The 23,669-nt window shown below is 62.7% G+C and carries 19 protein-coding genes; 11 read left to right on the top strand and 8 right to left on the bottom strand.

The annotated features are described in order from the left end of the window. Positions 1-209 precede the first annotated feature (209 nt). Positions 210-1,034, bottom strand: a complete 825-nt coding sequence (gene ppsR, locus IF103_RS07635) for a posphoenolpyruvate synthetase regulatory kinase/phosphorylase PpsR (RefSeq protein WP_177325243.1) — start codon at positions 1,032-1,034, stop codon at positions 210-212. A gap of 171 nt (positions 1,035-1,205) precedes the next feature. Between ppsR and ppsA the strand changes: the two genes are divergently transcribed. From ppsA to IF103_RS07675, 8 genes are all read left to right on the top strand, one after another. Then, positions 1,206-3,581 (top strand): phosphoenolpyruvate synthase, encoded by a 2,376-nt coding sequence (gene ppsA, locus IF103_RS07640; RefSeq protein ID WP_023379517.1) that lies wholly within the window; start codon positions 1,206-1,208, stop codon positions 3,579-3,581. A gap of 102 nt (positions 3,582-3,683) precedes the next feature. Continuing rightward, positions 3,684-4,676 carry an alpha/beta fold hydrolase gene (locus tag IF103_RS07645; RefSeq protein WP_023379518.1) on the top strand — a complete coding sequence of 331 codons (993 nt, stop codon included), beginning with the start codon at positions 3,684-3,686 and terminating at the stop codon, positions 4,674-4,676. Positions 4,677-4,860: 184 nt separating this feature from the next. After that, positions 4,861-5,352: a ribonuclease E activity regulator RraA gene (gene rraA / locus IF103_RS07650; protein ID WP_023379519.1), complete on the top strand. Its 492-nt coding sequence runs from the start codon at positions 4,861-4,863 to the stop codon at positions 5,350-5,352. A 27-nt stretch (positions 5,353-5,379) separates the two neighbouring features. Next, on the top strand, positions 5,380-6,375 hold the full coding sequence (gene cmaX, locus IF103_RS07655; RefSeq protein WP_202675998.1) for a divalent cation transporter CmaX: 996 nt from the start codon (positions 5,380-5,382) through the stop codon (positions 6,373-6,375). Between the two features lie 141 nt (positions 6,376-6,516). Then, positions 6,517-6,780: a hypothetical protein gene (locus IF103_RS07660; protein WP_023379521.1), complete on the top strand. Its 264-nt coding sequence runs from the start codon at positions 6,517-6,519 to the stop codon at positions 6,778-6,780. Positions 6,781-6,782: 2 nt separating this feature from the next. Then, on the top strand, positions 6,783-7,607 hold the full coding sequence (locus tag IF103_RS07665; RefSeq protein WP_023379522.1) for a mechanosensitive ion channel family protein: 825 nt from the start codon (positions 6,783-6,785) through the stop codon (positions 7,605-7,607). Positions 7,608-7,720: 113 nt separating this feature from the next. Beyond that, on the top strand, positions 7,721-8,287 hold the full coding sequence (gene sigX / locus IF103_RS07670) for an RNA polymerase sigma factor SigX (protein ID WP_023379523.1): 567 nt from the start codon (positions 7,721-7,723) through the stop codon (positions 8,285-8,287). Between the two features lie 110 nt (positions 8,288-8,397). Beyond that, complete coding sequence (locus tag IF103_RS07675; RefSeq protein WP_023379524.1) at positions 8,398-9,435, top strand: OmpA family protein; 1,038 nt, start codon at positions 8,398-8,400, stop codon at positions 9,433-9,435. An 88-nt stretch (positions 9,436-9,523) separates the two neighbouring features. Here IF103_RS07675 and cobA read toward each other — a convergent pair whose 3' ends face one another. From cobA to IF103_RS07700, 5 genes are all read right to left on the bottom strand, one after another. Beyond that, positions 9,524-10,264 carry a uroporphyrinogen-III C-methyltransferase gene (gene cobA / locus IF103_RS07680; protein ID WP_023379525.1) on the bottom strand — a complete coding sequence of 247 codons (741 nt, stop codon included), beginning with the start codon at positions 10,262-10,264 and terminating at the stop codon, positions 9,524-9,526. A gap of 25 nt (positions 10,265-10,289) precedes the next feature. Next, the gene (locus IF103_RS07685; RefSeq protein WP_027907806.1) at positions 10,290-11,960 is read right to left on the bottom strand and encodes a bifunctional protein-serine/threonine kinase/phosphatase; all 1,671 of its coding nucleotides are present in this window, start codon (positions 11,958-11,960) and stop codon (positions 10,290-10,292) included. Positions 11,961-11,967: 7 nt separating this feature from the next. After that, the gene (locus IF103_RS07690) at positions 11,968-13,179 is read right to left on the bottom strand and encodes a nitrate/nitrite transporter (RefSeq protein ID WP_023379527.1); all 1,212 of its coding nucleotides are present in this window, start codon (positions 13,177-13,179) and stop codon (positions 11,968-11,970) included. A 217-nt stretch (positions 13,180-13,396) separates the two neighbouring features. Continuing rightward, positions 13,397-13,972: an ANTAR domain-containing response regulator gene (locus IF103_RS07695; protein ID WP_023379528.1), complete on the bottom strand. Its 576-nt coding sequence runs from the start codon at positions 13,970-13,972 to the stop codon at positions 13,397-13,399. A gap of 11 nt (positions 13,973-13,983) precedes the next feature. Continuing rightward, the gene (locus IF103_RS07700) at positions 13,984-15,198 is read right to left on the bottom strand and encodes a CmpA/NrtA family ABC transporter substrate-binding protein (RefSeq protein WP_202675999.1); all 1,215 of its coding nucleotides are present in this window, start codon (positions 15,196-15,198) and stop codon (positions 13,984-13,986) included. A 127-nt stretch (positions 15,199-15,325) separates the two neighbouring features. On the opposite strand from IF103_RS07700, the gene IF103_RS07705 reads away from it, so the two are divergent. Beyond that, complete coding sequence (locus IF103_RS07705; RefSeq protein WP_023379530.1) at positions 15,326-16,351, top strand: quinone-dependent dihydroorotate dehydrogenase; 1,026 nt, start codon at positions 15,326-15,328, stop codon at positions 16,349-16,351. A gap of 100 nt (positions 16,352-16,451) precedes the next feature. Here the strand turns inward: IF103_RS07705 and rmf are convergent, their stop codons facing one another. Further along, positions 16,452-16,667, bottom strand: a complete 216-nt coding sequence (gene rmf, locus IF103_RS07710; RefSeq protein ID WP_003248687.1) for a ribosome modulation factor — start codon at positions 16,665-16,667, stop codon at positions 16,452-16,454. Positions 16,668-17,227: 560 nt separating this feature from the next. On the opposite strand from rmf, the gene rlmKL reads away from it, so the two are divergent. Beyond that, positions 17,228-19,420: a bifunctional 23S rRNA (guanine(2069)-N(7))-methyltransferase RlmK/23S rRNA (guanine(2445)-N(2))-methyltransferase RlmL gene (gene rlmKL, locus IF103_RS07715; RefSeq protein ID WP_202676000.1), complete on the top strand. Its 2,193-nt coding sequence runs from the start codon at positions 17,228-17,230 to the stop codon at positions 19,418-19,420. A gap of 94 nt (positions 19,421-19,514) precedes the next feature. Then, the gene (locus IF103_RS07720) at positions 19,515-21,908 is read left to right on the top strand and encodes a sensor domain-containing diguanylate cyclase (RefSeq protein WP_202676001.1); all 2,394 of its coding nucleotides are present in this window, start codon (positions 19,515-19,517) and stop codon (positions 21,906-21,908) included. 167 nt (positions 21,909-22,075) lie between these two features. Here the strand turns inward: IF103_RS07720 and dacB are convergent, their stop codons facing one another. Next, positions 22,076-23,539 carry a D-alanyl-D-alanine carboxypeptidase/D-alanyl-D-alanine endopeptidase gene (gene dacB / locus IF103_RS07725; RefSeq protein ID WP_202676002.1) on the bottom strand — a complete coding sequence of 488 codons (1,464 nt, stop codon included), beginning with the start codon at positions 23,537-23,539 and terminating at the stop codon, positions 22,076-22,078. Positions 23,540-23,669 lie beyond the last annotated feature (130 nt).

Genomic DNA, 23,669 nt, shown 5'->3' on the forward strand with positions numbered 1-23,669 from the left:
AGTTTTGTGGTGGTACGCAAATCGAGCGCCGCCCACGCGACGCATCGCGAGCAGGGCTCGCCCCTCGTTTTTTCCGGCCAGTAACGCCTGCCCCAGACGCACGCAAATCCCGTAGGAGCGAGCCTCGCTCGCGATGCGCCGCGCGGGCGGCGCCCGATCTTACAGGGAAAAAATCGCCTAAGACTAACCCCTTGCAGCCCACCCTCTGGCTACTTGAACCGCCGCTCCACCCCTTTCTCCACCAGGATCTTCGCCGAAATCTCCTCCACCGAAAAATGCGTGGAGTTGATGTTGGGAATGTTCTCGCGCCGGAACAGGTTTTCCACCTCTCTCACTTCGAACTCGCACTGGGCAAAGCTCGAATAGCGGCTGTTGGGCTTGCGCTCGTGGCGGATGGCAGTCAGGCGGTCGGGGTCGATGGTCAGCCCGAACAGCTTGTGCTGGTGCTTTTTCAGCACCGCGGGCAGCTGCAGGCGCTCCATGTCGTCCTCGGTCAGCGGATAGTTGGCGGCGCGGATACCGAATTGCATGGCCATGTACAGGCAGGTGGGCGTCTTGCCGCACCGCGATACGCCCACCAGGATCAAGTCGGCCTTGTCGTAGTAGTGGGTACGGGCGCCGTCGTCGTTGTCCAAAGCGAAATTGACCGCTTCGATGCGCTCCATGTAGTTGGAGTTGCCACCGATTGAGTGGGATTTACCGACGGAATACGACGAATGGGCAGTCAATTCCTGCTCGAGCGGGGATAAAAACGTCGAAAAGATGTCGATCATGAAGCCATTCGACGTGGCCAGGATCTCGCGGATGTCCTGGTTGACGATGGTGTCGAAGATGATCGGGCGCATGCCGTCCCGCTCCGCCGCGGCATTGATTTGCTGGACCATGGTCCGCGCTTTGTCAGGCGTATCGATGTACGGGCGAGTGAATTTGTTGAACGGAATGCTATCGAATTGAGCGAGCAGGCTTTGGCCCAGGGTCTCGGCGGTGATGCCGGTGCCATCGGAGATGAAGAACGCGGTTCTTTTCATTTGCATCCTGGGCCTTAAGCTGATGACGTTTCTTGGATATGATAAGTTCGGTTTGCCGAATGCGGCTGTCGGCATTCTCACTTATTTTCCAGGTACAGGCCACAAGCGTCCGGCCAAGTCAGAACAGGCAGGCGGGCGCCCTTGAGCTTTTCCAATACAGTTAGTGGAGAGATCACCTTGGTAGAGTACGTAGTTTCCCTCGATAAGCTCGGCGTCCATGATGTGGAGCATGTGGGGGGCAAGAACGCATCCCTGGGCGAGATGATCAGTAACCTCGCAGGTGCCGGCGTTTCGGTGCCGGGCGGCTTTGCCACTACGGCTCAGGCGTACCGCGATTTTCTCGAGCAGAGTGGCCTGAACGACCGCATCCATGCCGCGCTTGATGCGTTGGACGTGGACGACGTCAACGCCTTGGCCAAGACCGGCGCACAGATCCGCCAGTGGGTGATGGAGGCCGAGTTCCCGGCTCGCCTGGATTCGGAAATCCGAACTGCCTTCGCCGAAATGTCCAAGGGCAACGACAACATGGCCGTGGCCGTGCGTTCCTCGGCCACCGCCGAAGACTTGCCGGATGCCTCCTTCGCCGGCCAGCAGGAGACCTTCCTGAACATCCGTGGCGTCGACAACGTGATCCGCGCGGCAAAGGAAGTGTTCGCCTCGCTGTTCAATGACCGCGCCATCGCCTACCGCGTGCACCAAGGCTTCGACCATAAGCTGGTGGCCCTGTCCGCTGGCGTGCAGCGTATGGTCCGTTCGGAAACCGGCACCGCCGGTGTGATGTTCACCCTCGACACCGAGTCGGGCTTCCGCGACGTGGTGTTCATCACCGGCGCCTATGGCCTGGGTGAAACCGTGGTGCAAGGTGCGGTGAACCCGGACGAATTCTACGTCCACAAACAGACGCTGCAGGCTGGCCGCCCGGCGATCCTGCGCCGCAACCTGGGCAGCAAGGCGATCAAGATGGTCTATGGCGACGAAGCCAAGGCCGGACGGTCGGTCAAGACGGTCGAAGTCGACCGCGCCGATCGTGCGCGCTTCTGCCTGAGCGACGACGAAGTCAACGAGTTGGCCAAGCAGGCCATGATCATCGAGCAGCACTACCAGCGCCCGATGGACATCGAGTGGGCCAAGGACGGCGACGACGGCAAGCTGTACATCGTCCAGGCTCGCCCTGAGACCGTGAAGAGCCGCGCCAGCGCCAACGTCATGGAGCGTTACCTGCTCAAGGAAAAAGGCACCGTTCTGGTCGAAGGCCGCGCCATCGGCCAGCGCATCGGTGCCGGCAAGGTCCGCGTTATCAACGACGTGTCCGAAATGGACAAGGTGCAACCAGGCGACGTATTGGTCTCCGACATGACCGACCCGGACTGGGAACCGGTCATGAAGCGCGCGAGCGCCATCGTCACCAACCGTGGTGGCCGTACCTGCCACGCGGCGATCATCGCCCGTGAGCTGGGTATTCCGGCTGTGGTCGGTTGCGGCAATGCCACCCAGATCCTCAAGGATGGCCAGGGCGTCACCGTCTCCTGCGCCGAGGGCGACACCGGCTTCATCTTCGAAGGTGAACTGGGCTTTGACGTCAAGCAGAACTCGGTCGACGCCATGCCGGAGCTGCCGTTCAAGATCATGATGAACGTCGGTAACCCGGACCGCGCCTTCGACTTCGCCCAACTGCCCAACGAAGGTGTTGGCCTGGCGCGTCTGGAATTCATCATCAACCGCATGATCGGCGTGCACCCCAAGGCGTTGCTGAACTATGCCGGCCTGCCGCCAGAGCTGAAAGAGAGCGTCGACAAGCGCATCGCCGGCTACAACGATCCGGTCGGCTTCTACGTCGAGAAGCTGGTCGAGGGTATCAGCACCCTGGCTGCGGCCTTCTACCCGAAAAAGGTCATCGTGCGCCTGTCGGACTTCAAGTCCAACGAGTACGCCAACCTGATCGGCGGCAAGCTGTACGAGCCGGAAGAAGAAAACCCGATGCTGGGCTTCCGCGGTGCTTCGCGCTACATCAGCGAGTCGTTCCGTGACTGCTTCGAGCTCGAATGCCGTGCCCTCAAGCGCGTGCGCAACGAGATGGGCCTGACCAACGTCGAGATCATGGTGCCGTTCGTGCGTACCCTGGGCGAGGCCAGCCAGGTGGTCGACCTGCTCGCCGAAAACGGCCTGGCCCGTGGCGACAACGGCCTACGCGTGATCATGATGTGCGAGCTGCCGTCCAACGCGCTGCTGGCCGACGAGTTTCTCGAGTACTTCGACGGCTTCTCCATCGGCTCCAACGACCTGACCCAGCTCACACTGGGTCTGGACCGCGACTCGGGCATCATTGCCCACCTGTTCGATGAGCGTAACCCCGCGGTGAAGAAGCTGCTGGCCAACGCCATTGCCGCGTGCAACAAGGCTGGCAAGTACATCGGCATCTGCGGCCAAGGCCCGTCGGACCACCCGGACCTGGCAAAATGGCTGATGGAGCAGGGCATCGAAAGCGTGTCGCTGAACCCGGACTCGGTACTCGAGACCTGGTTCTTCCTGGCCGAAGGCCAGGGTGTGGCCTGATGCAGTGAATTGCGGGGGCGCGTCTGGCGCGTCCCCGCCTGGTTTCATCCAGGGCGAGTTCCAGCAATGGATCCCGCCCTTTTTTGTGCACCAAGCAACTTTATGCAAAGCAGCAGCAATCTTTTTCCCGTGGCCCTGCTCAGTGCCGAGCGCCGCGGTGACCTCAGCGAAGATGTATACCGGATCAAGGCTGGCAACAGCCCTGACCCGAGCGTCGAGCTGGCCGTGACCCGCCTGGGCCTGGCAGATCAGAATCGGGCCCAAGGCCTGCCGGTGATCCTGCTGCATGGCAGTTTCTCCAACCGGCGCTTTTGGTATTCGCCCAAGGGCATCGGCCTTGGGGCCTATCTGGCGCGAGCCGGTTTCGATGTATGGATCCCGGAAATGCGCGGCCATGGGCTGTCGCCGCGCAACCTCAGGTGGAAGCACAACAGCGTCGCCGACTATGCCCGCCACGATCTGCCGTTGATTGCTGCGTTCGTGCGCGAGCAGTCGGGCCAGACGCCTCACTGGATCGGCCATTCGTTGGGCGGGACCACCCTGGTGGCGGCCCTGGGCGGCGGTTTTCTCGAGGCCGAACAGGCGGCCAGCGTGGCGCTGTTCGGTACCCAGGTCAGCCGTGTCTACTGGCCATTGAAGGTGCCGCCGCTGGCTTGGGGGGCGAAGCTGGTGCTCAAGCGCTGGGAACAGATATCCGGGCCGCGTTTCAAGCGTGGGCCGGAGGACGAGCCGATCGGCCTGGCGCTGGAGAGCATGCGCTGGCATGGTCTGTTCGGTCGCTTTGGCGATAAGCAGAGCGACTGGTGGGCGGCGTTGGCCGAGGTGGATGTGCCGCTGCTGGCAGTGGCCGGTGCAGGGGACTTCCAGGACCCGGTATGGGCGTGTCGCAAGCTGTTCGACCAGTTTGGCGGCGAGCGCAAGCAGTTCCTGCGCCTGGGGCGCGAGGAAGGCTTCGATGCCTTCGGGCATGTCGACATGCTGGTGAGCAAGGCAGCGCAGGCCCAGGTGTGGCCTCTGGTGGAGCGCTGGTTGCGAGAGCCGCTGCTGCCGGTGCATGAGTCCACAGTGGTGGCGCAGGCTGTGCCCGCCGGTTGAGGCGTCAGGGCTATCCTCGCCGTCAAACCCGGGGTGGGGCAGTCCATGGGCGCGCCGGCCTGCCGGCGATAAGGCCCGCGCAGACGAAATTCACCTGACTGATCGGTCCCGGATGACTGCAACTGCCTCCCCGGTGTAGCCTTGCGTGATCTACCGCTTTCGTTGTGACTGACAGGAGCTTCCCATGCAGCATTACGTAACGCCCGACCTGTGCGACGCCTACCCGGACCTGGTCCAGGTGCTGGAACCCATGTTCAGCAACTTCGGTGGCCGCGATTCCTTCGGCGGCCAGATCGTCACCATCAAGTGCTTCGAAGACAACTCGCTGGTCAAGGAGCAGGTCGAGCTCGATGGCAAGGGCAAGGTGCTGGTGGTCGATGGCGGCGGTTCGCTGCGCCGTGCACTGCTCGGTGACATGCTGGCCGAGAAAGCCGCCAAGAACGGTTGGGAGGGCCTGGTGATCTATGGCTGCGTGCGAGACGTGGACGTGCTGATCCAGACCGATGTCGGCGTGCAAGCCTTGGCCAGCCACCCGATGAAGACCGACAAGCGTGGCATTGGCGATCTCAACGTGCCGGTGACTTTCGCCGGGGTGACCTTCCGCCCAGGTGAATACGTGTACGCCGACAACAACGGCGTGATCGTTTCGCCAAGCCCGCTGAAAATGCCGGAGTGATGCGCCGCGCGCGCTGATGGAGTGTCGATGTTAGAGGAAGACAACGCGCAGTGGGGGCTGGTGCATGCCCTGGTGCTCGATGGCAAAGGCGGCGCGCGCTCGATCGTCCGTACCGAACTGGACGGGCTGCAGTTGCAGCCGCAGGAAAGCCTCTGGCTGCACTGGGACCGAAGCCATCCGCAGACACGTACCTGGCTGTTGCACGACAGTGGCCTGAGCGAGTTCGCCTGCGACCTGTTGCTGGAAGAGAACACCCGTCCGCGGTTGTTGCCGCTGGCCAGCGAGCAGTTGCTGCTGTTCCTGCGTGGGGTCAACCTCAACCCGGGTGCAGAACCCGAAGACATGGTTTCCGTGCGCATCTTCGCCGAAGCGCAGCGGGTGATTTCCCTGCGCTTGCGGCCTTTGCGCGCCAGCGACGAGATTCTCCAGCACCTGGCCGAGGGCAGGGGGCCCAAGTCGGCGTCCGAACTGTTGCTGTTGATGGGAGAGCTGTTGACGGAAAAGGTTCAGGGACTGGTCAGAGACCTTTCCGAGTGGGTCGACAACGAAGAAGAAAAGGTCGAGTCCGACGAACGGTACTCGCCCGAACAGGCCAGCCTGCAGCAAATCCGCCGTCGCGCCGCCGCCCTGCGCCGTTTTCTCGCCCCGCAGCGAGACATCTACGCGCAGTTGTCGCGCAGCAAGTGGAGTTGGTTCGCCGACGCCGACGCCGATTACTGGAACGAGTTGAACAACAGCTTGATCCGCTACCTGGAAGAGCTCGAACTGACCCGCGAACGTGCCGCGTTGGTACTCGAAAGCGAGGACAGACGCCGCAGTGAGCGGATGAACCGGACCATGTACCGGTTCGGCATCATCACCTGCATCTTTCTGCCGATGAGCTTCATCACTGGGTTGCTCGGTATCAACGTGGGCGGTATTCCGGGGGCGGAAAACCCCTACGGCTTCCTGTTTGCCTGCATCGTCGTGCTCGGGTTGGCGGTGGGGCAGTGGTGGCTGTTCCGGCGGTTGCGGTGGGTCTAGTCGTGCACGGGGCGTATCGCACCTACAGCGAGGCGCCGGCGATCCGGCCGCTGCGCACTCATTTTGAAACACCCACAGCGCCAGTCAGTGTGACCCATCGTCCTGCGCCCTCGTCTCTGACTGACACTGCGTGAGGTGCCTATGCACGATCCGTTCGAAGAATCCTTGCGTGACCTGCTCAAGGCGTCGCCGTCCGGTAAGGACCGTGACGATGCCGCGTGCCTGGGTCGCGTCCTGAAAACCGCCAACCGTCAGGTGGGCGCGGGTGATCTGTTCAGCCTCCTGGGCCGCTGGAGCCAGGCGTTGATGATTGCCGTGAACAATGGCTCGGCGCATGTCGCGCCTGTTCGTAGAAACTCTACCCGCAACGCTGCCGGTGGCAGCAAAGCAGATAAGGCCGATTGAATATGGAACTCGATCTCTGGACCCAGAGCCTGGTCACTGCGATGACCGCCCTTTGGACCAAGGTGGCGAACTTCATCCCGAACCTGTTCGGTGCCCTGGTCGTCGTGCTGCTTGGTTTCGTCGTGGCCAAGCTGCTCGATACATTGCTGTCCAAGCTACTGGCCAAGTTCGGCCTGGACCGTCTGATGGCCGGTACCGGCCTGACCAAGATGCTCAGTCGCACCGGTATCCAGGTGCCGATCTCGACCCTGATCGGCAAGATCGTGTACTGGTTCGTGCTGTTGATTTTCCTGGTGTCCGCCGCCGAATCCCTGGGGCTCGAGCGGGTTTCGGCTACCCTCGACATGCTCGCGCTGTACCTGCCCAAGGTGTTTGGCGCGGCGCTGGTGCTGCTGGCGGGTGTGCTGCTGGCGCAAGTAGCCAATGGCCTGGTGCGCGGTGCCGCGGAAGGCATCGGGCTGGAATATTCCGCAGGGCTTGGGCGTATCACCCAAGGCCTGGTGATCATCATCAGCATCTCGGTGGCCATCAGTCAGCTGGAGGTGAAAACCGACCTGCTCAACCACGTGATCGTCATCGGGCTGATTACCGTTGGTCTGGCAATCGCGTTGGCGATGGGCCTCGGCAGCCGCGAGATCGCCGGACAGATTCTGGCCGGGATCTACGTGCGCGAACTCTATCAGGTCGGCCAGCATGTGCGGATTGGAGAGGTCGAAGGGCAGATCGAGGAAATCGGTACGGTCAAGACGACGGTGCTGACCGATGATGGCGAATTGGTGTCGATGTCTAACCGTGAACTACTTGAGCAGCGTGTCAATAGCCGCTAACCGCACAAAAGCTGTTAATGTATGCCGCCGCGAAAATCGGCCCATGGGGCTAAGCGGCGACATTGACCTGACTGTCGGCCAGATCCGTTTTGAATAAAGTTCATTCGCCGCCCATGCGTTATGACCCCCGCGAGCTCACGGACGAGGAGTTGGTGGCGCGTTCGCATGAGGAGCTGTATCACGTAACTCGCGCCTATGAGGAACTCATGCGGCGCTACCAACGGACCCTGTTCAACGTCTGTGCGCGTTACTTGGGGAACGATCGGGATGCCGACGATGTCTGTCAGGAGGTGATGCTGAAGGTGCTGTACGGTTTGAAGAACTTCGAGGGCAAATCCAAGTTCAAGACCTGGCTCTACAGCATTACCTACAACGAGTGCATCACCCAGTACCGCAAGGAGCGCCGCAAGCGTCGGTTGATGGATGCCTTGAGCCTGGACCCTGTTGAAGAGGCGTCCGAAGACAAGGCGCCGAAACCGGAAGAAAAGGGCGGGCTGGACAAGTGGCTCGTGCATGTGAACCCGATCGACCGGGAGATCCTGGTGCTGCGATTTGTCGCAGAACTGGAGTTTCAGGAGATCGCCGATATCATGCACATGGGCTTGAGCGCAACAAAAATGCGGTACAAGCGCGCGCTAGACAAGCTTCGGGAGAAATTTGCCGGGTTGAGTGAAACTTAGCCGTGTACAAATGTCTCTAACGAATCGGCAAGTTCTGCTAGACTTGCCGTCGAGTTGTCCCCCGGATGTTGGTGGGACTGCTTAACTATCATCAGATGGGGATTTAACGGATGAAATTGAAAAACACCTTGGGCTTGGCCATTGGCTCGCTCGTAGCTGCTACTTCGTTCGGTGCTCTGGCCCAAGGCCAAGGCGCTGTCGAAATCGAAGGCAACGTCACCAAGCAGTACTACGACAGCGAGCGTAACTTCAAGAACGACGGCACCAATCCTGGTGTTCGCCTGGGTTACTTCCTGACCGACGACGTCTCCCTGGATCTGGGTTACAACGAGACTCACAACGCTCGTGGCGAAGTCTTCAACAAGGACATCAAGGGTTCCAAGACCAAGCTCGACGCTACCTACCACTTCGGTACCGTAGGCGATGCTCTGCGTCCGTACGTCTCTGCCGGTTTCGCTCACGAGAGCCTGGGTCAGGCTACCCGTAGCGGCCGTGACCACTCCACCTTCGCCAACGTTGGCGCTGGCGCCAAGTGGTACATCACCGACATGTTCTTCGCCCGTGCTGGCGTTGAAGCCATGTACAACATCGACAACGGCAACACCGAGTGGGGTCCGACCGTTGGTCTGGGTCTGAACTTCGGTGGTAGCGGTGGCAAGGTTGCCGCAGCGCCTGCTCCAGTTGCCGAAGTCTGCTCCGACAGCGACAACGACGGTGTTTGCGACAACGTCGACAAGTGCCCTGACACCCCGGCCAACGTTACCGTTGACGCCGACGGCTGCCCGGCTGTTGCCGAAGTCGTTCGCGTTGAGCTGGACGTCAAGTTCGACTTCGACAAGTCGGTCGTCAAGCCAAACAGCTACGGCGACATCAAGAACCTGGCTGACTTCATGAAGCAGTACCCACAGACCACCACCGTGGTTGAAGGTCACACTGACTCCGTGGGCCCAGACGCTTACAACCAGAAGCTGTCCGAGCGTCGCGCCAACGCTGTCAAGCAGGTCCTGACCCAGCAGTACGGCGTAGAATCCAGCCGTGTTGACTCGGTTGGCTACGGCGAAACCCGTCCGGTTGCCGACAACGCCACCGAAGAAGGCCGCGCTATCAACCGTCGCGTTGAAGCTCAGGTAGAAGCCCAGGCCAAGTAATTGGTTTGACGTTTCATGAAAAACCCGGCCTCGGCCGGGTTTTTCTTTGCCTGCAATTTCAGTTGCCTCACCGTCGGCACTCGGCACATCAGCCGGCCATGACCCGCAGCGCGCGCGCCACCTGCTCGCCAACGACCTCGCCTATCACCAGAATTGCCGGGCTGCTTAACCCGAACCCTTGTGCGTCCTCCACCATTCTCAGCAGATCGCTGCGACACTCCCGTTGCGTTGGCAGCGAGGCATTCTCGATCATCGCCACCGGCATTGTCGGTGTCATGCCGCCATCTAGCAGCCCGCGGCGGATCTCTGCAAGCCGAGCCACGCCCATGTACACCACCAGTGTCGTTCCGCCCTGTGCCAGTGCTGCCCAATTCAGCTCGCTGTCATCCTGGGTATGGGCGGTTACCAGCGTCACTCCTCGGCTCACGCCACGCGAGGTGAGGGATATGCCGCACTGCGTCGCCCCAGCAAGCCCCGCCGTGATGCCGTTGACTACCTCCACGTCGATGCCGTGCCGCTGCAACCACAAGGCTTCTTCGCCACCTCGGCCGAAAATGCAAGGGTCGCCACCCTTGAGTCGTACCACGCAACGACCCTGGCGAGCGTGGCGCAGCATCAGGCGCTGGATGAATGCCTGGGGCGTGGAGCGGCAGCCTCCGCGCTTGCCAACGGCAATGACGCGGGCCTGTGGGCAATACTCCAGTACTGCCGGGTTGACCAGGTCGTCGATCATCACCACCTCGGCCTGGCGCAGTGCGCGTACGGCTTTGAGCGTAAGCAGTTCGGGGTCTCCAGGGCCAGCGCCGACCAGCCAGACTTTCGCATTCATCGGGTGTTCCTCATCGGTAATGGGTTCAGCCCTTGAGCAGGGCGAGCAGCAAGATCAGGTTCAATAGCAAGGACAGTAGCGCCAAGGTTCGCCAGAGCTTGAGGGGTTCCCGCTCCAGGAGCGGTCGATTGCGGCTCGGCAGTTCCTGACGGTCGCCGCGCTCAAGCAGCAGAAGCCACTGTTCGGCGGTCTCGAAGCGTTGTTTCGGATCGGCCGCTACTGCTTGTTGCAGGTTGTGTTGCAGCCATTCCGGCAGATCGGGCCGATATCGCGATGCGTTGATCGCAGTGCCGAAGCGCGGGCGTTGAAAGGCCTCCACTTCACCGTAGGGGTAATGCCCGGTCAGCAACCGATACAGCGTCACACCGACGGCGTAGAGGTCTTGCTGCGGGCTGGGAGGGTGGCCGTCGAACGCTTCGGGTGCGATGAACGAGGGCGTGCCCGGCAAGTCATGGTCTGGTGCTTCGCAGAGGCCCGGGCAGTAGGCCAGGCCGAAGTCCAGAAGACGCAGCTGGCCGTCTTCTCCCAACAGCAGGTTTTCCGGTTTTATATCGCGGTGCAGCAGGTTGCGCCGATGCAGCACGCCGACCGCCTGCAGCAGTTGGCGCGCAACTTCGAGCCACTGCGAGAGCGGCAGGGGGCCTTGTGTTTGCAGCATGCTAGCCAGGCTTTGGCCGCGGTGCTCGCGCATGACGTAGTAAAGGTGCTGGCGCTGGCTGGCCGCATGCACTTCGGGAAAGTGACGCCCGGCGACGCGGCGCAGGAACCATTCCTCCGTGAGCAACCCTTGCGCGGCACCTGGCTCCTGCTCGCGTGCCGCGGGCAAGGTCTTCAGTAGCCACGCCTGGCCCTGGCTATCGCGCACCCGATAGAGCAGGGACTGGCGGCTGTGCGCCAGCAAGGTCTCGACCTGCCAGCCGTCGAGCGACTGGCCTTCGCGCAAGGGGCCAGGCACTGGCCATTGCTGCAACTGGGCCAGGGTGTCACCCAGGTTACTTGCGCCCAGTTGCTCGACGCGCACCAGCAAAGCGCTGGCGTTGTCCTGGCTGCCATTGTGGTGTGCGCTGGCAACCAAGGTTTCGGCGGCCAGCTGCAGGTCGGGTTGCTCGCGCAGCACCGCCAGAATGTGCTGGTCGCCCAGGCTGGCCCAGACACCGTCGCTCAGCAGCAGGAAGCACTCGCCCGCCTGTAACTCGCCTTCCAGGTAATCGACCAGCAGGTGCTGGTCCAGGCCCAGTGCGCGCTTGAGCACATGCTGCATGCCGGGTTGGTCCCAGACGTGGTCTTCGGTCAGGCATTGCAACTGGCCGTTGTACCAACGGTAGGCGCGGCAATCGCCTACGTGGGCAAGGGTGAAACGGCGTCCGCGCAGCACCAGCGCGCTCAGGGTGGTCAACAAGGGCTGACCGCGGCCTTGGGCGCGCAGCCAGCGATTCTGTGCCAGCAGCAGACGGTCCAGGGCCTGGGCCACGCCCCAGGTAGCGGGCGTGGCGTAGTAGTCCATCGCCAGCGCCTGCAAACTGGCCCTGGCCGCAAGGCCGCCGTCGGCGCATTGGCTGACACCGTCCGCCAGGGCGAACAGAAAACCCTTGCTGGCGGCCAGTTCCGGGGCCGGGGTTACCAGGCGCAGGGCGTCCTGGTTCTCTTCTCGTGGCCCGGTGGCGCTGGCTTGGGCGAAACGCAGTTGCAGGCTCATCGGGGGCTCAGACCCGCGCCGCAGTCATTGCGGCAGAACCCCAGGTGGTGCGCCAGCGGCGTTTGACGCCGTGCAGGCCGAACCAGGCCAGCAGGCCCAGACTGGCGAACAGCCACAAGCCAAGCTGGTAGTCGCCGGTGTGCTGCTTGATGGTGCCCAACCCGGCAGCGAGCAGGAAGCCGCCGATGCCGCCCGCCATGCCAATCAGCCCGGTCATGACACCGATCTCCTGGCGGAAGCGTTGTGGCACGAGTTGGAAAACCGCACCGTTGCCGGCCCCAAGGCCAAGCATGGCGCTGACGAACAGGGCCAGGGCGGCAGCTGAGCTTGGCAGGTTGAAGCCGACCGCGGCGATGCAGATGGCTGCCACGCTGTACATCGCCAGCAGCGTACGAATACCGCCGAAACGGTCGGCGAAGGCTCCGCCCAGCGGGCGCATCAGGCTGCCGGCGAACACGCAGGCGGCGGTGTAGTAGCCTGCGGTGACCGGGCTCAGGCCATACTGGTCGCTGAAGTAGCCAGGCAGGGTGCTGGCCAGGCCGATGAAGCCGCCGAAGGTGACGCTGTAGAAGAACATGAACCACCAGCTGTCGCGATCACCCAGAGCCTTGAGGTAATCGGCCATGGCTTTGGGCTTTGGCCGTTCTGGTGCGTTGCGGGCCAGGAGGGCGAACAGCACCAGTGTCAGTGCCAGCGGAATCAGGGCGAAACCGAACACGTTGTTCCAGCCGAAACCTGCTGCCAGTGCCGGTGCCAGCAGCGCGGCGAACACGGTGCCGGAGTTGCCGGCGCCGGCAATGCCCATGGCTTTGCCTTGGTGCTGGGGTGGATACCATTGCGAGGCCAGGGGCAGCGAGACGGCGAACGAAGCACCGGCAAAGCCCAGGAAAACGCCCAGCAGCAGGGCCTGTTCGTAGCTGCGCACGCCAAGGAACCACGCTCCGGCCAGGGCGGCGATGACCACCACCTGGCCGATCAGGCCAGCGGTCTTGGGCGAAAGGCGGTCGACCAACATGCCCATGGCGAAGCGCAATACCGCCCCAGCCAGAATCGGTGTGGCCACCATCAGGCCTCGTTGCTGGGCGCTCAGTTGCAGGTCGGTGGCAATTTGCACGGCCAGTGGGCCTAGCAGGTACCAAACCATGAAGCTCAGGTCGAAGTACAGGAATGCAGCGAACAGGGTGGGCACGTGCCCGGATTTCCAGAAGCTGGTACTCATTTGAACACCTCACTCGGCAAAGCAACGGAAATGAAAAAGACGCCGCTACCCGTTCCACTGGTCTGTGGAGGGGAGGCGACGTCTTTGTCGGGATTTGTGGGCAACCGCCGTTGGCTACCGGTAGGAATTCTTCAGCAAGAGGCGGGCCAAGTCTGGACGTGGGTTGGTCGCGATGAGGCCGGGGCCAGCAGCGCAGTGGCTTGCCCCAGGCGCCTGACTAACCAAGCATCTCGTGCATGGCAATGATCTGCTCGGCCACCTGGATCAGCTTCTGTTGGCGGCTCATGGCCTGGCGGCGCATCAGCGTGTAGGCCTGTTCCTCGTTGCAGTCCTTCATCTTCATCAGCAGGCCCTTAGCCTGTTCGATGCGCTTGCGTTCGGCCAGCTGCTGGTCACGCGCCAGCAACTGGGCCTTGAGCGCCTGGTCGCTTTCGAAACGGGCCATGGCGACATCTAGAATGGGCTGGAGCCGCGCGGCATGGATGCCTTCGACGATGTAGGCGCTGACCCCGGCCTTGATCGCCTGGCGCATGACGCCGGGGTCATGTTCGTCGGTGAACAGCACGATTGGCCGTGGTTGATCGCGGCTGACCAGCACCACCTGCTCCATGACATCGCGGTCCGGGGAGTCGGTGTCGATCAACACCACGTCCGGGTGCACCGTTTCGACGCAGGCGGGCAGGTCGATGGTCAGCCCTGGGGCTTCGATCACCTCGAAGCCTGCCTCGCTCAGCGCGGCCTTGAGGCGGCCGACTTTTTTTTGCGTGTCGTCGATCAGCAGGATGCGTAGCATGTTCGTCACCCTCACAGACCGATACGGGCGCCGCGGGCATCGCCCAGGGCGTGCAGGCGGAAGCTGCGGGCGTAGGCGTGGGGGTCGCTACCGTCCCAGCGGATTCCGTCGATCAGCAGGCTGCTGCGCATGGCGGGTGCATCGCAGGGCACGCCTATGGCATTCGCGGCGTCCCGATACACGTCTAGTTGCTGCACCTGGCGGGCCACGGCAAGGTAGTCGGGGTCTTCGCGCAGCAGGCCCCAGCGGCGGAACTGGGTCATGAACCACATGCCGTCGGACAGGTAGGGCAAGTTGGCCCGTCCCTCGTCGAACAGGCGCAGGGCGTGTCGGTCCTGCCAGTGGTTGCCAAGGCCATCCTGGTAGTCGCCAAGCAAGCGCGGCTCGATGCGTTCCAGGGGCGTGTCCAGGTACGCGCTGCCGCTGAGCAGTTGCGCGGTGCCATGGCGGTTCTCCTGGCTCTGATCGATGAAGCGGCTGGCGGCCAACACCGCCTTGACCAGCGCGCGGGCACTGTTGGGGTACTGTTCGACGAAGGCGCGTGCGCAGCCCAGGACTTTCTCGGGGTGGTCCGGCCAGATCGACTGGCTGGTTGCCAGGGTGAAGCCCTGGCCTTTGGCCACGGCGTCGGCCGACCAGGGCTCGCCGACGCAGAACCCGTCGATGCGACCGGCCTGAACGTGCGCGACCATTTGCGCAGGGGGCACCACCACGCTGTTCACGTCGTCCAGCGGATGAATACCCTGGCTTGCCAGCCAGTAGTACAGCCACATGGCATGGGTGCCGGTGGGGAAGGTCTGGGCGAAGGTCAGGCGCGCGCCTTGTTGGTGCACCAGGCGCGCCAATGCTTCAGGGTTGGTCACGCCCTTGCGTTGCAGGGCCGGGGAGAGATTGATGGCCTGGGCGTTCTGGTTCAAGCCCATGAGCACCGCCATGGCGCTGGCCGGTACGCCGCCGATCCCCAGGTGGACTGCATATATCAGGCCGTACAGGCAATGCGCGGCATCCAGCTCGCCGCTGACCAGTTTGTCGCGCAGTCCTGCCCAGGAGCCCTGGCGCTTGAGGTTCAGGGTCAGGCCATGTTGTTGGGCGAAGCCCTGGGTGGCTGCGACCACTACCGATGCGCAGTCGGTCAGGGCCATGAAGCCGATGTTCAGGCTGGGCTTTTCCGGCGCGTCACTGCCGTTCACCCATGCCAAGGGCATTGCCGGGGGTACTGTGTTCACAAGATTCCTCGCCCGTACTGAATAGGCTGTGTCAGGCAATCGAAGCAACCGATGTGCCAAGGCCCTGTCATGCCGGGCGCGCGCTGGCTATAATCGCCACCTCACTCACCGCGAGTCTTGCCCGCCCATGTATACCCTGGCCCGCCAGCTGCTGTTCAAGCTTTCCCCGGAAACCTCCCACGACTTGTCCCTGGACCTGATTGGCGCCGGTGGCCGCCTCGGTCTCAACGGCCTGCTGTGCAAGCAGCCAGCGGCGTTGCCGGTGACCGTCATGGGCTTGAACTTCGCCAACCCGGTGGGCCTGGCCGCCGGCCTGGACAAGAACGGCGCAGCCATCGACGGCTTTGCCCAGTTGGGTTTCGGCTTCGTCGAGATCGGCACCGTGACTCCGCGTCCGCAGCCAGGCAATCCCAAGCCGCGGCTGTTCCGTCTGCCGGAGGCGACGGCGATCATCAACCGCATGGGCTTCAACAACCTGGGGGTCGACCACTTGCTCGAGCGCGTGCGTGCTTCGCGTTACGACGGTGTGCTGGGCATCAACATCGGCAAGAACTTCGATACCCCGGTCGAGCGTGCGGTCGACGACTACCTGATCTGCCTGGAAAAGGTCTACCGCGAGGCCAGCTACATCACGGTCAACGTCAGCTCGCCGAACACCCCCGGCCTGCGCAGCCTGCAGTTCGGCGACTCGCTCAAGCAGTTGCTCGGTACCTTGGCCGAGCGTCGCGAGAAACTCGCGGTCGAGCATGGCAAGCGTGTACCGCTGGCCATCAAGATCGCGCCGGACATGAGCGACGAGGAAACCGCCCAGGTGGCTGGCGCGTTGGTCGAATCGGGTATGGACGCGGTCATCGCCACCAACACCACCCTGGGTCGTGAAGGCGTCGAGGGGTTGCCATACGGTGGTGAAGCCGGTGGTCTGTCGGGGGCGCCAGTGCTGCAAAAGAGCACTCATACGGTGAAGGTGTTGGCAGGGGAGCTGGCCGGCAAGTTGCCGATCATCGCGGCGGGCGGTATTACCGAAGGCCGTCACGCTGCCGAAAAAATCGCCGCGGGCGCAAGCCTGGTGCAAATTTACTCGGGGTTCATCTACAAAGGCCCTGCGCTGATCCGTGAGGCTGTCGACGCCATCGCTGCCATGCCCCGTACATAAAACGCGCGGGCATAAAAAAGGGCCCCTTGAAAGGGGCCCCTGGGCCTTAGCCCGCCGCCCGGATAGGGCGCGCATGGTAAATCGAATTCAGTGTCCTCGTTCAGCCAACGGCGTGATTTTCGTTGAGTCTATGGATGCCAGCGGTGCCAGTCATTCCGTCCCAGTTATCACCGCGACCTTCACGCCAGCCGTTGATCCAGGCTTGGCGAACAGAAGGAAGATTGAAGGGGCAAAGTTCGCGGGATTTGCCGGTGACCCCGTATTGGTAGCCACGTGAATATGCTCTTTCCAACGGATCACGCTTAAGTCTTCTCATAGGGTGTTGCCCTCACTTGTTGACTGTAATGTCCCGTCGGCCTCTCCGAGGCCGGGCAGAGTCTTTCTGCCGGTTTGCGCTCGCTGCCGGCGTGGCGAGCTGAAGATGCCGCCTCGTTGCGAAGCGGCCTGAGACCAGTTCTAACGAAAGCAGGTCACGGTGTGAATGACCGATTTGTCATAAGGACGTAACCTTTCCGAGGGTGAGGGGATAAGTAAATAAATGCGACTCAACCTTATTTGGCTTTGAGGCCGCTATGATCGGTGTTTGCCGATCGTTGACGTCATTTCGCCAGCGCTGCCGCGGGGTGACAGAAATATTCAGTAATGCGACGAAGGGTCACATTTGACTCCCAGGCGCTGGCATTTTTTGTACTGCTTGATGATCTAAGCTGTCCTCGTCACTGGCGAGCGGCCGATCAATCAGGCGGCCCGGCCTGTACCCGCGCATGTAGCGCAAGGGGCGGCCACCCGGACACCTGTTGGAAAGGGGTTCGGGCAAACATCGGCGGGGCGATGCGTCGCACCGTCACCTATTTAGCCCAAGGCTTTGGAATCCACATGTCGGACCGTTTCGAACTTTATCTCACCTGCCCCAAAGGCCTGGAAGGCCTGCTTGCCGATGAGGCCCGCGGCCTCGGCCTCGAAGAGGTGCGCGAGCATACCTCGGCCATTCGCGGCGTCGCCGACATGGAAATCGCCTACCGCCTGTGCATCTGGTCGCGCCTGGCCAACCGCGTGCTGCTGGTGCTCAAGCGCTTCGCCATGAAGAATGCCGACGACCTCTACGATGGCGTGCACGCCGTGGATTGGGCTGACCATCTGGCCGCAGACGGCACTTTGGCGGTCGAGTTCAGCGGCCATGGCTCGGGTATCGACAATACCCACTTCGGTGCGCTCAAGGTCAAGGATGCCATCGTTGACAAACTGCGCAACCGTGAAGGCCTGCGCCCTTCGGTCGAAAAGGTCGACCCTGATGTGCGTGTGCACCTGCGCCTGGACCGCGGCGAAGCGATCCTTTCGCTCGATCTGTCCGGCCACAGCCTCCATCAGCGTGGCTACCGCTTGCAGCAGGGCGCTGCGCCGCTGAAGGAGAACCTGGCGGCGGCCGTGCTGATCCGTGCCGGTTGGCCACGCATTGCCGCCGAAGGCGGCGCCCTGGCCGACCCGATGTGTGGTGTGGGCACCTTCCTGGTGGAAGCGGCCATGATCGCTGCCGATATCGCTCCCAACCTCAAGCGTGAACGCTGGGGTTTCAGCAACTGGCTTGGCCATGTGCCGGCGTTGTGGCGCAAGGTGCAGGAACAGGCGCAGGCCCGCGCCGAGGCGGGTTTGGCCAAGCCCCCACTGTGGATTCGCGGCTACGAAGCCGATCCTCGGTTGATCCAGCCGGGTCGCAACAACGTCGAACGTGCCGGCCTGGGCGACTGGGTGAAGATCTACCAGGGCGAAGTCGCCAGCTTCGAGCCGCGCCCCGACCAGAACCAGAAGGGCCTGGTCATCAGCAACCCGCCCTACGGTGAGCGCCTGGGTGACGAAGCCAGTTTGTTGTACCTCTACCAGAACCTCGGCGAGCGCCTGCGCCAGGCCTGCATGGGCTGGGAAGCGGCGGTATTCACCGGCGCACCTGAGTTGGGCAAGCGCATGGGCATTCGCAGCCACAAGCAGTACGCGTTCTGGAACGGAGCGTTGCCGTGCAAGCTGCTGCTGTTCAAGGTGCAGCCTGACCAGTTCGTCACCGGTGAGCGCCGCGAAGGCCCGGTCGATGGCGCTGAAGGTGGTCGCCAGGCTCCGGTGGCCAGTGAGCCTGCGCGGCTGTCGGAAGGCGCGCAGATGTTCGCTAATCGTCTGCAGAAAAACCTGAAGCAGCTGGGCAAGTGGGCGCGTCGCGAGCAGGTGGAATGCTACCGTCTGTACGATGCCGACATGCCTGAGTACGCCCTGGCCGTGGACCTCTACCAGAACTGGGTGCACGTTCAGGAATATGCGGCGCCGCGGTCGGTCGACCCGGAGAAGGCCCAGGCGCGCCTGCTCGATGCCTTGGCAGCCATCCCACAGGCGTTGGGTATCGATCCCCAGCGTGTGGTGCTCAAGCGTCGTGAGCGGCAAAGTGGCACTCGCCAATACGAGCGTCAGGCCACCGAGGGTCGCTTCCAGGAGGTCAACGAAGGTGGCGTCAAGCTGTTGGTCAACCTCACGGACTACCTGGACACTGGCCTGTTCCTCGACCATCGCCCGATGCGCATGCGCATCCAGCGCGAGGCGGCCGGCAAGCGCTTCCTCAACCTGTTCTGCTACACCGCCACGGCGACCGTGCATGCGGCCAAGGGCGGTGCGCGCAGCACCACCAGCGTCGACCTGTCGAAAACCTACCTCGACTGGGCGCGCCGCAACCTGTCGCTCAATGGCTTCTCCGAACGTAACCGCCTGGAACAAGGCGATGTGATGGCGTGGTTGGAGGGCAATCGTGACAGCTACGACCTCATCTTCATCGACCCGCCGACCTTCTCCAACTCCAAGCGGATGGAAGGGGTGTTCGACGTTCAACGTGACCACGTGCAGTTGCTTGACCTTGCCATGGCCCGTCTGGCACCGGGTGGCGTGTTGTACTTCTCCAACAACTTCCGCAAGTTCCAGCTCGATGAACACCTGGCCACGCGCTATGGGGTGGAGGAGATCACCGCGCAGACACTGGACCCGGATTTTGCCCGTAACAATCGCATTCACCGCGCCTGGCGCCTGCAATTGCGCTGATACGACGAGGAACGTTGCGCGGCTGATGGCCAATAGCTATAAATGAGCGCAGGGCTGGAAAATTCGCAGGACGCTGACGTGACGAGATTGCTTTATGTCCAAGGGTGGCGTGCATGCGAGGATCCTCGCCCTGTGCAGGGAGGTTGTGCCTGCCTGGGCCGTGGCGTTGGTGGCATTGGTGGCAGGCGGCCTGTTGTCGGCCGCCTTGGCGTTGGCCGCGCAGACATTCTATAAACAACAACTGCGCCAGCGTTTCGACCTGCTGGCCAGTGAGCGTTACAGTCGAATTGCCGAGCGTTTCGAAGACCAGCAGCAGCGCCTGGACGGCCTGCGGCGTTTTTTCAGCTTCTCCAGCGAAATAACCCCCCGCGAATTCGATGGCTATGCCCGGCCATTGCTGCTGCGCACGCAAGTCTACTCCTGGGCTCCGCGCGTGGAGGCGGCGCAGCGTGCCGAGTTCGAGCGCCGTGCCAGCGCCTGGCTCGGGCAGCCCTACCAGATCCGTGAACGGGATGCCCAAGGCAATTGGCATCCCGCGCCGCCACGCGATTACTACTTTCCGGTGCTCTATACCCAGGCAGCCAACATGGACGGTCAACCCTATGGGCTGGACCTGCGCAGCCAGCCTGAGCGCGAGGCGACGCTGGCGCGTGCCGTGGTGCCGGGCAGCATGGCGGTATCGTCACCGCTGAACATGATCAATGTCGCGCCGGACTATACCCGGGGGTTGCTGATGGTGGCACCGGTGTTCTCCGATAACGCAGCCGACGGACCTCCGTCCGGTTACGTGATGGCGTTGTTGAGCATGCGCCAGTTGATCACCGAAGGTCTTCCGGCGGTAGCCAACGACAATCTGGTGGTCCGGATCGTCGACCCCACTGGCACCGGTGGCCAGGAAGTGCTGTTCGACTCGCAGAACCCGGTTGCGCCCCTGCCGCTGGGTAGCAGCCAGTTGCTGCACCTGGCCGATCACGACTACCAGATCGATATCCGCCCCAGCATGGCCTTCCTCAAGGCCAACCGCTCCTCGGCGGCGCTCGGGATCGGCCTGCTGGGTGGATTGCTGAGTGTGTTGCTCAGTGCCTTGCTGTACAGCTTGTTCAGTCAGCGGCAACGAGCATTGGCGCTGGTCGAGCAGCGCACCGCCGAACTGCGGGTGAGCGAGCAGACGCTGCGCGGTACCCACAACCAGTTACGCAGCATATTGGATGCGGCGACCCAGGTGGCGATCATCGCCACCAGTCTCAAGGGCGTGATCAGCACGTTCAATGCTGGCGCCGAAAGCATGCTGGGGTACTCGGCCAGCGAGGCGGTCGGCCATCTGCGGCTCGAGGATCTGGTTCTGCCCCAGGAGCTGCACCTGCGTGCCCACGCGCTGAGCGTGCGTTACGGGCGGGATATCGCGGGGGGGCAGGCCATGTTCGCCGAAACGGTGCAGGAGGCGGGTGGAGAACCTGGAGAGTGGACTTTGCGGCGCAAGGATGGCAGCCAGTTGGTGGCCAACATGCTGGTCACTGCGGTGCTTGACGAGCAGGGGCTGTGGGTCGGTTACCTGGCCATCTGCATCGATGTTACCGAAAGGCGGCGCGTGCACGAGGCGCTGGCACTGCGTGACAGGTTGCTGGAGAAGCTCAGTGCCGAAGTGCCAGGTGGGATTTATCAGTACCGCCTCGATGCCGATGGCCGTTCGTGCTTCCCGTATTCCAGTCAGGGGCTGTACGACATTTACGAAGTGGACCTTCAATTGCTGCGCGAAGATGCCTCCAAGGTGTTCGAGCGTATCCATCCCGATGACCTGGAGCGAGTGCGCCGCTCAGTGCTTTATTCGGCCGAGCATCTCACCCCGTGGCGTGAAGAGTATCGTGTCTGTTTGCCGCGCGCGGGGCTGCGCTGGGTGCGGGGCGAGGCGACGCCTGAAATAGGCGAGCAGGGGTGTACGCTGTGGCACGGCTATCTCACGGACATTTCCGACCTCAAGCGTGTGGAGGAGGAGCTCAGAACCTTGTCGGTGACCGATGCCCTCACCGGAATCCATAACCGGCGCTACTTCCAGGAACGGCTCAAGGTGGAGCTGGAGCGTGCCCAGCGCGATAACTCGGACCTGGCCGTGATCATGCTCGACATTGACCATTTCAAACGAATCAATGACCAGTTCGGCCATGCGGTGGGCGACCATGTGCTGCGCAGCCTGTGCCAGCGCATCGGCAACCGCTTGCGGCGTATCGATGTGTTTTGTCGTCTGGGTGGCGAGGAGTTCATGGTGCTGTGCCCGGGAAGCAACGCCGACCAGGCCTACCGTTTGGCGCTTGAACTGTGGCAGGGGGTACGCAATGTGCCGGTGGACGGTGTCGGCAGGGTGACTGCGAGTTTCGGGATTGCCGGATGGCGTTCAGGCGAGGCGGCCGATGCGTTGTTGTTGCGGGCGGATGCCGGGGTGTATGCGGCCAAACAGGCCGGGAGGGACCGGGTCGAGACGGAGCTGCCATGAGCGCCGCTGCTTGCTGCGGCGCCTTCTTGTAGGAGCGGGTTTACCCGCGAACACGGGCTAAGCCCGTGTCATCCACCGGGTTGCCTGATTCGTGGGTAAACCCGCTCTCACAGGCAAAGCGCGAGCGTCTAGGTGCTCCTGCACGGTCCATGCAGGAGCGCCGATGGTCACTGAGCGGTGGATGCCGTGCTGTTGGCGAGCTTGGGCTGGCGATACAGGTCCAGCAGAACCTGGTCCAGCACCTGCGAAGCACCCCATGGCTTTGGATCGTTGAGGATCGCCGCCACCGCCCAGGTATGGCCGTTGCTGTCGCGGCTGAAGCCGGCAATGGCACGTACGGTGTTCAGCGTGCCGGTCTTGATGTGGGCCTCGCCGGTCATCGCCGTGCGTTTCAGGCGCTTGCGCATCGTGCCGTCCATACCCACCAGCGGCATCGAACTGATGAATTCGGCGGAGTAGGGGCTTTTCCAGGCGGCCTGAAGCAAGGCCGCCATCTCGCGGGTGCTCACGCGTTCGGCACGGGACAGACCAGAGCCGTTCTCCATGACCAGATGCGGCGCGGTGATGCCTTTTTTCGCCAGCCACTGGCGGACCACGCGTTGGGCTGCGCGGGCATCGTCACCGTCGGCATCGGTACGGAACTGTGCGCCGATGCTCAGGAACAACTGCTGGGCCATGGTGTTATTGCTGTACTTGTTGATGTCGCGGATCACTTCCACCAGGTCGGGGGAGAACGCCCGGGCCAGCAGACGCGCGCTCTTGGGTACGTTTTCGACGCGGTCGCGGCCCTGGATGCTGCCGCCCAGCTCGTTCCAGATCGCCCGCACGGCGCCGGCCGCGTAGGTCGGGTGATCGAGCAGGGACAGGTAGGTTTGCGAGTTGCAGCCGTCGCCGAGTTGGCCGCTGACCACCACGCTCAGGCCGTCGGGCTGGGCTACCGGGTTGTAGCGCACATCGCCGCTGCACTGTTTGGAGGCCACCGCCTTGACCTGGTTGTTGATACGGATGTTGGCAATCGGCGGCTCGACCGCGACGGTCACCTTGCCGCCATCGTTGCGGGCGACGAACCGCAGGGCCTTGAGGTTGACCAGCAGCGAATCGGGTTTGACCAGGAAGGGTTTGTTGACGTCACCGCCGTCATCATCGAACTGTGGCAGGTTCGGCTGGACGAAGTGGCTGCGGTCCAGCACCAGGTCGCCGGTAACCGTGCGCACGCCGTTGGCGCGCAAGTCACGCATCAGCAACCACAGTTTTTCCATGTTCAGCTTGGGGTCGCCGCCGCCCTTGAGGTACAGATTGCCGTTGAGCACGCCATTGCTCAGCGTGCCATCGGTGAAGAATTCGGTCTTCCACTGATAGGTCGGCCCAAGCAGCTCCAGGGCGGCATAGGTGGTGACCAGTTTCATGGTCGAAGCCGGGTTCACCGAAACATCGGCATTGAACACGGTTGGGGTACCGGGCCCATCCAGTGGCAGCATGACCAGCGACAGTGCCGAGTCCTGCAGTTTGTTGGCTTTGAGGGCCTGCTGGACCTTGGGAGGTAGGGTGGTGTTGACGGCTGCGGCCTGGCTGGGCAGTGCCAGAGGCAGAAGCAGGCCGGCGAGAACAAGGGGACGGAGCGTTTTGATCATGTTCGATAAGTACCCTGCGCACGAGGGGAATGATAGCGGGGCTGTAAAAGATGATGGCCCCAGGACGACATACGAGTGCGCATTATGCCCCAAGCGCGATCTACATGGGCTACGGTTCAACGGAAAAGCG

This window comes from Pseudomonas sp. SK2 (genome assembly GCF_016772395.1).
In the GTDB taxonomy this organism is placed as follows: Bacteria; Pseudomonadota; Gammaproteobacteria; order Pseudomonadales; family Pseudomonadaceae; genus Aquipseudomonas; species Aquipseudomonas taiwanensis.